Below are 11,892 nucleotides of genomic sequence, written 5' to 3' on the forward strand. Positions count from 1 at the left end.
GGGGCGAGGTGGGTGTGGGGGAGGGGTCCGGGGACCCGTTTCCCTCGCCCGTGACCGTGCGCCCCCTGGCCCGATGGAGCCCAGCCGCAGCGGGTCCGAAGCGGACGGCGACCTCGTGGTAGCCCGGACCCCTCCCCCATACCCACCTCGCCCCCGGCGCGCCAGGCGACGTGCGAACGTTCGCGCTGCGGCACTAGAACTTGTCGAGGTAGATTCCGCTCTCCACGCCCTGGCGCCAGGACTGGATCTGCCGGCTGCGCCCGACGTCGTCGGTGACCTTGTTCCAGCCGGTCTCGATCCGCTTGGCCGCCTCCTCGGCGGACGTGTTGTTGTTCATCACGTCGGCCAGCGCCTTGTCGAGGACGTTGAAGTACTCGTAATTGCCCTCGATCATGAGCAGCGAGGTGGCGTACTTGGAGTTCTCCATGGTCGTGGCCAGGAACTGCTCGCCGAAGCGCTTCCGGATGGCCGCATTCTTGAGATTCGACTCGCGGAACGGATCCCAGAAGCCCTTGGGATGGGCGATGGCCTCGTCCCCGACGGTGGGGCCGGTGAACCACTGGATGAACCAGTAGGCCAGCTCCGGGTGCTTGCCGTACTTGCTCACCATGTAGCCGGTGCCGGCCGCCTGGGGCGACCGCCGCACGACCTTGCCGTCCGGGCCCCGGGTCTGCGGAACCAGGCAGCTGAGCTGCTTGCCCTTGATGAGGCTCTTCTCGTTGCTGTTGGCGAACCCGACGATCGAGGGGAACGACATCACCGAGAACGCCTGGCCGCTGGCCCAGAACGGATAGATCTGCGGCGTGCCCCAGCCCTGGATGTCGGGCGGCATGTACTTGACGATCGAGGCGAACTGCTTGATGGCCTGGATGCCGTGGGGCGTGTTGATCCGGGGCTTCATATCCTTGTCGAACAGCAACCCCCCGAAATAGGCCGGGAAGTGACGGTACGAGAAGTTGATGGAGCGGTAGCCCATCGCGCCGTAGAGGCCGTTGTCGAAGGTCATGCCCCAGCGCTTCTGCCCCGGCTTGGTGTGGAAGAAGGCGGCCATCTGCTCCCACTCCTCCATGGTCGCCGGGCAGCCGGGGTCCTTCTTGAACTTCGCCTTGTACTCGGCCTTGACCTGGGGGTTGTCCAGCAGGTCCTGGCGGAGCACCAGGATCAGGTGGTCGCCGTCGAGAACGAACAGGTAGAGCTTGCCCTGGTAGTGCTGCTGGTACCGCAGTCCCGACGCCACGCCCGCAAAGTCGGGCTTGCCCCGCTCGGCGTAGCCGTCGAGCGGAACGATCACACCGGCGCCGGCGGCGTCGGGGGCGATGTAGGGGAAGTCGTTGAACATGTCGAACTGGCCCGTCTTGGCCACCGCCTCGGCCATGATCTTGGCCGGGATGTCGGTGTAGCCGAGCGGGACGATCTTGATCTTGATCCCCGTCAGCTTCTCCCACCGCTCCGAGAAGTCCGGGAACGAATTGTTGTAGAGCGAGGACAGCAAGATGGTCTGCTCGACGTTTTTCAGGTTGTGCTTCTTGAGGTACGCCTTGGCGCCGTTGATGGCGCGCTCCTCGGGTGTGGCCCCCGGCACCGGCTGGGCGTCGGCCAGACCGGCCGCGCCCAGCACCATGACGAGCATCGCGACGATCACACGAATTGCCATCGCTGCCTCCTTGGGCTCAGGCGCCCTGGGGACCCGAGCCGATCCGAAACATCCCTTCCTGAATGCCCAGCGCGCTCTTGCCGATCGTCTCCAGCATCCGGTCCACCGTCGGCGGCATCAGCGTCGAGGTGCGCACGTCGCGGAAGGCGCGCTCGGCCGGGTAGTCCTTGAAGGCGCCGCGGCCGCCGGTGACCTGGATCACCTTGGAAGTGACCTCCAGGCTCACCTCGGTCGCCAGGAACTTGGCCTTGCTGGCCAGATTGACGCGCTCGGCGACGTCGGCCGCCTCCCATGCGGCGGCCGCGTCCGCCAGCACGAGTCGGGCGGCGTCCAGATGAACCACCAGCCCCCCGACATGGCGCTGCACGGTGGGGTCGTGCGCCACCGGGACGTTCTCGGGCCGGACGATGCGCTTGCGGGCGTACTCCAGGGCGAAGGCCAGCGCGGCCTCGGCCACGCCCGTGTACACCGCCGCATAGCCGAGGCCGAAGCTCTCGACGATACCGCACTGCAGCGCCGCGCCGGGCCGGCCCAGGGCGGCGTCGCCATTGACACGCACCCCGGTGAAGGTGACGGCCGGGCTGTAGGTGCCGCGCATCCCCAGCGTGTCCCACTTGTCGTCGATGGCCATGCCGGGCGTGTCGGCCGGCACCAGGGCCAGGCGAAGGGCCTTGCCCATATCGGCCTCGCCCGCGGCCGCGCACCACACCAGGTAATAGGACGCGCCCCGCGCCATCGTGCAGAAGTGCTTGACGCCGTCGATCACCCAGCCGTCACCGTCCTCGCGGATCGCCGTCTCCATCAAAAACGTGCGCGAGAGGCTCACGGCGGGCTCGCTGCCCCAGCTGCCGAAGAGCTTGCCGGCGCCGACGACCTCCGCGAAGTACCGGGCCTTCTGGCTGTCGGTGCCCAGGGCGTCGATGAAGCGCATGACCGTCGAGTGCATGTGCAGGGTCATCGCCGTGCTGGCGCAGCCGCCGGCGATGGTGCGGATCACCGCGACGTAGGTCGGCATGTCGAGGGCCAGCCCGCCGTACCGGGCGGGGACGGCCGCGCCGAGGAGCCCGGCCCGGGCGAGGGCCCGCCAGCTCTCCACGGGATTGACGGCGTCGCGATCGTAGCCGGCCGCCCGCGGCGCGATCGCCTCCCGCGTGAGCCGGGCGGCGTGCTCGACGAGATCTTGACGCATGCTGCTGGGGACCAGCAGTCCTCCTCGATATCGCAGCCGTGAGGGCGCCACTATAGGGGCGCGGTCCGACCCTGTCAATCAGGAGGCCCCGCCTTGCGAGCCGCTCGCAAGCTCGTGGCCCTCGCGGTCGGGAATCGTGTAAGATCGGCCCGCTCGACCCCCGGGGCAACCTTCCAGGGTAGGAGGACGATATGAGAGCGACGCTTCGTTCACGTACGTGGCGGCTTCGGGCCGCGCTGGTCGGCGCACTGGTCGCGGCGTTCGCGCTCTCCGCAGCGGGGACGCCCGCCCTGGCTGCCGACCCCATCAAGATCGGCTGCGGCATGGCGCTCACGGGCGGGCTGGCCGCCAATGGCAAGGCCGCGCTGATGGCCATGCAGATCTGGGCCGAGGACGTCAACAAGAAGGGTGGGATCCTGGGGCGCCCGGTGCAGCTCGTCTACTACGACGACCAGACCAAGCCGGCCACGGTGCCCGGCATCTACACCAAGCTGCTGGACGTCGACAAGGTCCACTTCGTCGTCTCGGGCTACGGCACCAACCTCATCGCGCCGGCCATGCCCATCGTCATGGAGCGCAAGCTGGTCTTCCCCGGCCTGTTCGGGCTGGCCAACAACGAGAAGGCCAAGTACCCGGGGTACTACCAGATCATGCCAGCCGGGCCGAACCCGGCGGTGGACTGGACGGGCACCTTCTTCGAGGTGGCGATGCGGCAGAAGCCCAAGCCGCAGACGATCGCCCTGGTGGGCGCCGACGCGGAGTTTCCCCACAATGCCCTGGCCGGAGCCCGCGTGAACGTCAAGAAGCACGGCCTCAAGATCGTCTACGACAGCACGTACCCGCCGACGACGGTGGACTACACGCCCATCGTGAGGGCCATCAAGGCGACGAATGCCGACATCGTGTTCGTCGCCTCGTATCCGCCCGATTCGGCGGGGATGGTCCTGGCCGCGCACGAGGTGGGCCTGCAGCCGAAGATCTTCGGAGGCGGGATGGTGGGGCTCCAGTTCGCCGCCCTGCTGACGAAGCTGGGCCCCAGGCTCAACGGGATCCTGAACTACGACGTCTGGGTCCCCGAGCCCACCATGAAGTTCCCGGGCATCGAGGCCTTCCTCCAGAAGTATCAGGCGCGGGCCGAGAAGGAGGGTGTCGATCCGCTCGGACACTACCTGCCCCCCTTCGCCTACGCCTACGTCCAGGTCCTCGGGCAAGCCATCCAGGCCACCAAGAGCCTCGACCAGCAAAAGGTCGCCGACTACATCAAGAGCCACGAGCACGACACGATCGTGGGCAAGGTGAAGTTCGGCCCGAACGGCGAGTGGGCCAAAGGCCGGATGCTTCAGATCCAGTTCCAGGGGATCGAGAGCACGGACGTGGCCCAGTTCAAGAAGCCTGGCAAGCGCGTCGTCCTGTGGCCGGAGGAGTTCAAGTCGGGCAACCTGATCTATCCGTACGCCAAGGCCATGAAGCACTAGCGTAGCGTCGACCAGCGCTCCCGGAGGGCGGACCGGCCCCGACCCGCCCGCCCTCCGGGCCGATGTGGCGCGTGATCGCCTTCGACCTCCTGGCCAATGCCATCGTCGCCGGGGTCCTGCTGGGCGGCTTCTATGCCGCGGTCAGCCTGGGGATCTCCATCTCCTTCGGCCTCCTCAACGTGGTGAACATCGCCCATCCCGCCTTCGTCATCCTCGGCTCGTACGCCGCGTACGTGATGAATACCAAGTTCGGGCTCGACCCCGTCCTGACCGGCGTGCTCTTCGTCCCCGTGTTCTTCGTCCTGGGGGTGGCGGTGTATCGTGTCTATTACGCGAGCTTCGAGAAGACGGGCGAGGAGTCGCTGCGGGGGCTGGTCTTCTTCTTCGGCATCATCTTCATCATCGAGGTCGGCCTGCTCCTGCAGTACGGGGTGGACTACCGCCTGGTGGAGGCGCCCTACCTCGGGGAATCGATCCGCCTGGGCCCGATCGGGATCGCCTACCGGCTGCTGATCCCCTGCCTCGTCGCCCTGGGTCTCACGCTGGCCCTGGCGCTCCTGCTCTCGAAGACGTTCTTCGGCCGCGCCATCAAGGCGGTGTCCCAGGACATGCTCGCCCTCCGCCTGATGGGGGCCGACCCTATCCGCATCAAGGACATCGCCTTCGGGGTGGCCATCGCCACCGCCAGCATCGCGGGGGCCCTGCTCATCATGATCGGGCCGGTGGAGCCGTCCATGAACCGCGAGTACATCGGCCGGGTCTTCGCGATCACCGTGCTGGGCGGGATGGGCAGCCTGGGCGGCACGCTGCTCGCCGGCCTCATCCTCGGGATCGCCGAGAGCATCACGGCCACGTTCTACGGTCCCTCCTGGTCGCCCGCCGTGTCGTTCGGGGTCCTCCTGCTGGCCCTCGCCGTTCGTCCCTCCGGGCTGTTCGGGCGATAGCCGTGCGGGGGTGGGCCTTCGCCGTGCTGATGGTCGTGGTGGTGGCCGCGGGGCTGCTGTTGACGCGCGTGGTGCAGAACCAGTACGTGTACTTCGCCGGCTACGTAGTTTTACAGTACATCGTGCTGGCGACCGCGTGGAACATCCTGGGCGGCTACACGGGCTACGTGAACTTCGGCAGCGCCGCCTTCTTCGCGCTGGGCGCCTACACCTCGGTGGTGCTCATCCAGCTCTACTCGGCGCCCCTGCCGGTCCTGCTCGTGGCCAGCTGCGTCGTGGCCGCAGTCCTCGGCCTCGGCCTCGGCTATCTCACCCTCCGGCTGCGGGACGTGTTCTTCTCCATCGCGACGCTGGCCCTCACCGTGGTGCTGCAGACCTTCTTCGTCAACTGGGAGTACGTGGGCGGCGCGCGGGGCATCACGGTCCGGCGGCCGGCGACCCTGGCCATCTTCACGAGCTACGTCGAGTTCCTGTTCGTGGTCATGCTCCTCCTCGCCGTCGGCGCGGTGGCGGTGGCCTGGTGCATCGAGCGCTCGTGGATCGGGCGCGGGCTGACCGCGATCCGCGACAACGAGGAAGCGGCCGAGTGCATGGGAGTGCCGACCCTGCGGCTCAAGCTCCTGGCCACGACCATCAGCGGCGGCCTGATGGGCCTGGCCGGCTCCCCGTTCCCGTACTACGTGACCTTCCTGGAGCCGTCCTCCGCCTTCAACCTGGACTACGCCGTGAACAGCCTGGCCATGCCGATGATCGGGGGAACGACGACGTGGGTCGGCCCCGTCATCGGCGCGGTGCTGCTGGGCACGGCCCAGCAGCTGGCGACGGTCACGATCTCCTCGGCCCTCAATCTGTTGATCGTCGGGGTCATTCTCGTCGCGTTCGTCATCCTGGCCCCCGAGGGGCTGGTCGGGCTCGTCCGCCGGTGGCTGCCGCGGCGCCGGGCTGCCTGATGCCCGGCATCCTCCTGGACATCCAGGGCGTCACCAAGCGGTTCGGCGGCTTCCGGGCCCTCAACCAGGTGAGTCTGCAGATCCGCGCCGGGGAGCGGTTCGGCCTCATCGGGCCCAACGGATCCGGCAAGACGACCCTCATCAACTGCATCTCGGGCACCCTCAAGACCGACGGCGGGCGCATTCTGCTCGAGTCGCGCGATATCACGGGCCTGGCCGCCCACCGCCGCACGCGCCTGGGCATCGCGCGCAGCTTCCAGATCCCCAAACCGTTCAAGAGCATGACGGTTCTAGAAAATCTGCGCATCCCGCTGGAGTACGTCGCGCACCGGGACGGGGGCGGCCACGACGCGACCACCGAGGCCCTGGAGATCCTCCGGCTCATGGGGCTCGAGGCCAAGGCCGACGTCACCACGGGCGGCCTCACCCAGATCGATCTCCGGAAGCTGGAGCTGGCCCGGGCCATGGCCGCGAAGCCGCGGCTCCTGATCGCCGACGAGGCCATGGCCGGGCTGTCGGCCACGGAGGTCGACGACATCCTGGCCATCCTGTTCCGGCTCAACGAGCGGGGTATCACCGTCATCATGATCGAGCACATCATGCGGGCGGTCATGCGCTTCTCGGAGCGCATCGCCGTGCTGGACGCCGGCGAGAAGATCGCCGAGGGCACCCCGGATCAGATCCTCGGCAACAAGACCGTGGAGCGCGCCTACCTTGGCGAATAGGCTCGTGATCCGGAACGTCTACGCCGGCTACGGCGCCGTCCGCGTCCTGCACGGCGTGTCGATGGAGGTGTGCGAGGGCGAGACGGTCGTGCTCCTGGGCACCAACGGCAACGGCAAGAGCACCCTGATCAACTGCATCATGGGCATCGTGCGCCCAGCGGCCGGGGAGGTCTACGTGGAGCTGGACGGCCGGCGGATCGATCTGGTCGGCAAGGCGCCCGAGGACATCGTCAGCCTGGGGATCGCGCTGGTGCCCGAGGGCCGGCGACTGTTCCCCAAGCTGACCGTCGAGGAGAACCTCCTGCTGGGCGCCTACCGCGCGCAGGCTCGCCAGGCCATCGGGCGCAACATCGACTTCTGCTTCGAGGCCTTCCCGATCCTCCGCGAGCGGCGGCGCCAGCTGGCCGGGAGCATGAGCGGGGGAGAGCAGCAGATGCTGGCCATCGGTCGGGCTCTCATGACGGCGCCCCGGCTGCTGCTCGTCGACGAGCCGTCGGTCGGGCTGGCGCCGGTGCTCGTGTCCCGGGTGATCACCAAGATCAAGGAGCTGAAGGAGCAGTACCAGCTCACCGTGCTCATGGCCGAGCAGAACTTCAATCAGGCCACCCGCATCGCCGACCGCGGCTACATCATCGTCCACGGACAGATCGAGTTCGAGGGACGCAGCACGGCGGAGCTCCGGGGACACGAGCTCGTGAAGAAGTTCTACCTCGGAGTCTAGGCGATCGGGGCTGCCCATGGGGTACGTGGGAACCAGCGTCAAGCGTGCCGAGAGCCCGCGGCTGCTGAGCGGGCGCGGCCGCTACGTCGACGACCTCAGCTTGCCGCGCATGGTGCACGCCGCGTTCCTGCGCAGTCCCCATCCGCACGCGGACATCCGCCGGCTGGAGGTCGAGGCGGCCCGCCGCGCCCCCGGCGTGACGGCGATCCTGACGGGCGCCGAGGTGGCCGGGCTCTGCAAGCCGTACCGGGGCATCCTGCTGCACTACCGCGGGATGAAGACGGGAGCGATGCTCCCGCTGGCCCGCGGGCGGGTCCGCTACGTGGGCGAGCCGGTGGCGGCCGTGGCCGCGGACAGCCGCGCCGCCGCCGAGGACGCCGTCGCGCTGATCCAGGCCGACTATGCGCCGCGTCCGGCCCTGCTCTCCCCGGAGCAGGCGCAGGCGTCGGACGCGCCCCGCATCCACGACGAGCTCGGCGACAACGTGATCTACGAGACGGAGCTGAGCGCGGGGGACGTCGAGGAGGCGTTCGCCGGAGCCCACCAGATCTACCGTCGGACCTTCCGAGTCGGCCGCCACACCGGGGTGCCGCTGGAGGCGCGCAGCCTGCTCGCCGACTTCGATCCCTCCACGCGCGGGCTGACGGTGTGGATCTCCACCCAGGTGCCCCACATGATGCAGGCGGTGCTCGCCGACCTCTTCGGGCTGGCCGAGCACCACGTGCGCGTCGTCGCGCCCGACGTGGGGGGCTCGTTCGGCATCAAGATCCACGTCTACCAGGACGACATGGCGGCGGTGGCGCTGGCCATCCGGCTGGGCCGCCCCGTCAAGTGGGTGGCCACCCGGCGGGAGTCCTTCCTCAGCGACATCCACGCGCGCGAGCAGACGATCGACGTGGAGGTCGCGGTCGCCGCCGACGGGACGCTGCGGGGCATGCGGGGGCGCATCGTCGCCGCGGTGGGGCCGTACTCGGCCTACCCGCGCTCCAGCGTGGTGGAGGGCGGCCAGGTGCTCCGGCTCCTGCCCGGGCCCTATCGCCTGGAGGCCTACCAGGCGCGGCTGCAGGTGATCGCCCAGAACAAGGGCATCACCTCGCAGTACCGCGCGGTCGGTCATCCCATCGCTACCGCGGTGACCGAGAGCATGCTCGATCTGATCGCTCGCGATCTGGACCTCGATCCCGCCGAGATCCGCCGCCGGAACCTGCTCGCCCGAGAGGAGCTGCCCTACACCTCGGCTGGTGGCAACGTGTACGACAGCGGCAGCTACCAGGAGGCGCTCACCCACCTCCTGGACGTGGCCAAGTACCACGAGCTCCGGCGTGAGCAGGCCGAGGCCCGGGCGACGGGCCGATACCTCGGCATCGGATTGTCCTGCTTCCTCGAGCTCACCGGTCCGGGCGCGCAGTTCTACGGCAGCGGGGGAGCGCCGATCTCGGGGCAGGAGGGTGCTACGATCCGCCTCGAGCCGTCCGGCGCCGTGACCGCCCTGGTCGGCGTGACCGACCAGGGGCAGGGCACGACGACGGCCCTCGCTCAGATCATCGCCGACGAGCTGGGCGTCGATCTCGAGGCGGTGAGCGTGCGGTCCGGCGATACGGCAATGGTCCCCTATGGGGGCGGGACGTGGGCCAGCCGCGGGATGCCGATCGGGGGCAGCGCCACGCTGCTCGCGGCGCGCGGGCTGGCCGCACGAGTGCGGCGGCTGGCGGCCGCGCTTCTGGAGGCGGATCCCGAGGACATCGAGCTGCGGGCCGGCCGCGCAGCCGTTCGGGGCAGCCCCGACCGGGGCCTGGCCCTCGAGGAGCTGGCGCGGACGGTGCACTTCCGCTCGAACGAGCTGCGAGGGCTCGAGCCGAGCCTGGAGGCCACGACGCACTACACGAATCCTTCGTCCTGGACGTTCACCAACGGGGCCCACCTGGCCGTCGTCGAGGTGGACGTGGAGACCGGTCGCGTCCGGGTCCTGCGCTACGTGGCCGTCGATGACTGCGGCCGCATCGTCAACCCGGCCCTGGTCGAGGGGCAGATCGCCGGCGGGATCGCCCAGGGCATCGGCGGCGCGCTGTGGGAGCACTGCGCCTATGACGGCGATGGGCAGCCGCTGGCGACGACGCTGATGGATTATGCGTTGCCGACGGCCAGCGACCTGCCCGCCGTCGACGTCCACCACCTGCAGACGCCGGCCCCCATGCTGGCCGGCGGCTTCAAGGGGGCGGGAGAGGCGGGGACGACGGGCGCCCCGGCGGCGATCCTCAACGCCCTCAACGATGCGCTGGCCCCTTTCGGGGTCGCGGTGACCGATCAACCGATCACTCCCGAGCGCGTGCTGAGAGCGCTGAGCGCGGGGCGGCGCGATCGCGGGAGCCACGAGGGAGGGCTCGCGTGAGCGTCTTCCGCCTGTTCTGGGTACTCCTCTTCGTCGCCGCCGGCGCGGGGGGCGTGTACCTGGTGGACCAGATGGTCCTGGCCCCCGGGCGGGCGCTCCAGCGGCAGCTGGCCGAGCGCGATGCCCAGATCCGCGCCCTCAGCGAGCGGAACCAGGCGCTGGAGGCCGCGGTCCGGCTCCTGCGACACACGGAGCGGCGGGCCCGACTGGTGGTGCTCGATCAGGGGCCCGGTCCGGAGGGACACACCCGGACGCGGGTCCGCTTCACCGAGCTCGACGGGCAGGGCAACCCGATCGGCGAGCCCCGCGAGCTCACGCTGGACGGGGACGAGGTCTACGTGGACGCCCTCGTCATCAAGTTCGAGGACACCTTCGTGACCGCCGGCGACGCGCTCAAGGGCAAGGCGCTCCTGCTCTTCCGGCGGATCTTCACCGACCGCCGGCGTCCGGCCGAGGGCGACGTGCTGGACCGCGAGGGCCAGATGCCGCAGGGCTATGCCGCCGAGCGGGCCCCCACGGCGTTCGAGCGCGAGCTCTGGACGCGGTTCTGGGAGCTGGCCAACGATCCCGAGGAGGCCCGGAAGCACGGGATCCGGGCCCTGCACGGCGAGGCCGTCTCGACGCGGCTCCGGAAGGATTTCGTCTACACCATTACGCTGCGCGCGACGGGCGAGCTGACGATCCAGCCAACCCGCTAGCGCCGTTCACGCGTGCATCGGCTGGTCCATGAGCTCGTGCCAGTCAGCCGGGTCGTCGCTGTCCGAACGGATGAGGTAGATTGCGCTCGCCCGGAACGCCGTCCGCAGCTCGGCGGGCAGGCTTTCGACGATCCCCCGCTTGCGCGCCTCGGAGTACGACCCGTAGACCAGGCTGAGGTGGGGCATGTACCGTTCGTCGCCGCGCTGGAACAGCCGCCGGGCCAGGGCGTTGGCGTTCCGTAGCGCCACCGTCTCCTCTACCAGCATGAAGATGCACTGGAAATACTGGTCGCCCCAGCGCGGCTCCGTGAGAAAGACGTCGAACGGCGCGAGCCGCCGGGCGAGCTCTTCGGTCCGCCGGACGTGCTCCCGTTCCGTGCCCTCGAGATGTCCCACCAGAGTCACATGGGGCGCGAACACCGGCGCCGCGAGCTCCCCGGCGAGCCTCCGTATGGTCCGGTCGAGCAGCTCGTAGCTCGCCCCGGAAGGTTTGACCCACAGATGATAGCTGGGGTGATTCACCGGCCCCAGATACTACCCTGGCGATCCGCAGGCCGACTGCGTAGACTCTCATCTGCGCGGAGGTGCGTGATGGCGGTTCGAGCCCTGCTCCACTATGCCCTGGAGGTCCCCGATCAGACCGTCGGGGACAAGTTCTATCGCAGCTTCGGTCTCGTCGAGGACGCGGCCCGGGACGGCGCCGTGCACCTGCGCCCCGTGTCGCTGAAGCGCGAGACGGTGCTGCTCTACCCCGGCCCCCGAAAGCGCCTGCACCATCTGGCACTGGGCGCTGCGGGTGACGAGTTCGAGGCCACGCGCGAGTCCATCCAGCGGGCGGGGGTGCGCGAGGTCGACCCGCCCCGGGGCGGGGCCGAGGGAGGCATCTGGATTCGCGACCCGGATGGCAACGCCGTCAACATCCGGCCCGAGGCCAGCGAGGTGCCGCCACCCGACCCCCCGCTGACCCTCAACGCGCCGGGCCACATCACCCGAACCGCCAGGCGCGGCTATCCCGAGGAGCAGCCGCCTCGCCCGCGAAGGCTCGGTCACGTCCTGCTCTTCACCGGCAACCTCGAGAGCCAGATCGACTTCTACACGCGCGTGCTCGGCATGAAGATGAGCGACCGCGCCCGGTCCGTCGTCGCCT

General features: G+C 69.3%; 11 protein-coding genes. 8 read left to right on the forward strand and 3 right to left on the reverse strand.

Annotated elements, in window-relative coordinates:
- Positions 1-193: 193 nt before the first annotated feature.
- Both VFR64_00835 and VFR64_00840 read right to left on the reverse strand, forming a co-directional pair.
- A complete protein-coding gene (locus tag VFR64_00835; protein HET9488287.1) occupies positions 194-1,654 on the reverse strand; it encodes an extracellular solute-binding protein in 1,461 nt (486 codons plus the stop codon).
- Positions 1,655-1,670: 16 nt separating this feature from the next.
- Complete coding sequence (locus tag VFR64_00840) at positions 1,671-2,843, reverse strand: acyl-CoA dehydrogenase family protein (protein ID HET9488288.1); 1,173 nt, start codon at positions 2,841-2,843, stop codon at positions 1,671-1,673.
- Between the two features lie 191 nt (positions 2,844-3,034).
- Here VFR64_00840 and VFR64_00845 point away from each other — a divergent pair, with 191 nt between their 5' ends.
- From VFR64_00845 to VFR64_00875, 7 genes are all read left to right on the forward strand, one after another.
- Entirely contained in the window at positions 3,035-4,318 is a 1,284-nt protein-coding gene (locus VFR64_00845) for an amino acid ABC transporter substrate-binding protein (protein ID HET9488289.1), read from the forward strand.
- Between the two features lie 62 nt (positions 4,319-4,380).
- On the forward strand, positions 4,381-5,262 hold the full coding sequence (locus tag VFR64_00850; protein ID HET9488290.1) for a branched-chain amino acid ABC transporter permease: 882 nt from the start codon (positions 4,381-4,383) through the stop codon (positions 5,260-5,262).
- Positions 5,263-5,264: 2 nt separating this feature from the next.
- Positions 5,265-6,212, forward strand: a complete 948-nt coding sequence (locus tag VFR64_00855) for a branched-chain amino acid ABC transporter permease (GenBank protein HET9488291.1) — start codon at positions 5,265-5,267, stop codon at positions 6,210-6,212.
- Positions 6,212-6,937 (forward strand): ABC transporter ATP-binding protein, encoded by a 726-nt coding sequence (locus VFR64_00860; GenBank protein HET9488292.1) that lies wholly within the window; start codon positions 6,212-6,214, stop codon positions 6,935-6,937. The genes VFR64_00855 and VFR64_00860 overlap by 1 nt, the downstream gene beginning before the upstream one ends.
- A 4-nt stretch (positions 6,938-6,941) precedes the next feature.
- Complete coding sequence (locus tag VFR64_00865; protein HET9488293.1) at positions 6,942-7,658, forward strand: ABC transporter ATP-binding protein; 717 nt, start codon at positions 6,942-6,944, stop codon at positions 7,656-7,658.
- A gap of 16 nt (positions 7,659-7,674) precedes the next feature.
- Positions 7,675-10,047: a xanthine dehydrogenase family protein molybdopterin-binding subunit gene (locus tag VFR64_00870; protein HET9488294.1), complete on the forward strand. Its 2,373-nt coding sequence runs from the start codon at positions 7,675-7,677 to the stop codon at positions 10,045-10,047.
- Positions 10,044-10,745, forward strand: a complete 702-nt coding sequence (locus tag VFR64_00875) for a hypothetical protein (GenBank protein ID HET9488295.1) — start codon at positions 10,044-10,046, stop codon at positions 10,743-10,745. Before VFR64_00870 ends, VFR64_00875 begins: the two co-directional genes overlap by 4 nt.
- 6 nt (positions 10,746-10,751) lie before the next feature.
- On the opposite strand, the gene VFR64_00880 is transcribed toward VFR64_00875, so the two are convergent.
- Entirely contained in the window at positions 10,752-11,267 is a 516-nt protein-coding gene (locus VFR64_00880) for a 2'-5' RNA ligase family protein (GenBank protein HET9488296.1), read from the reverse strand.
- A gap of 69 nt (positions 11,268-11,336) precedes the next feature.
- Between VFR64_00880 and VFR64_00885 the strand changes: the two genes are divergently transcribed.
- On the forward strand, positions 11,337-11,892 hold a 556-nt coding region (locus tag VFR64_00885; GenBank protein ID HET9488297.1), incomplete at its 3' end, for a VOC family protein.

The sequence above is a fragment of the Candidatus Methylomirabilota bacterium genome (assembly GCA_035709005.1).
Lineage (GTDB): Bacteria > Methylomirabilota > Methylomirabilia > Rokubacteriales > CSP1-6 > 40CM-4-69-5.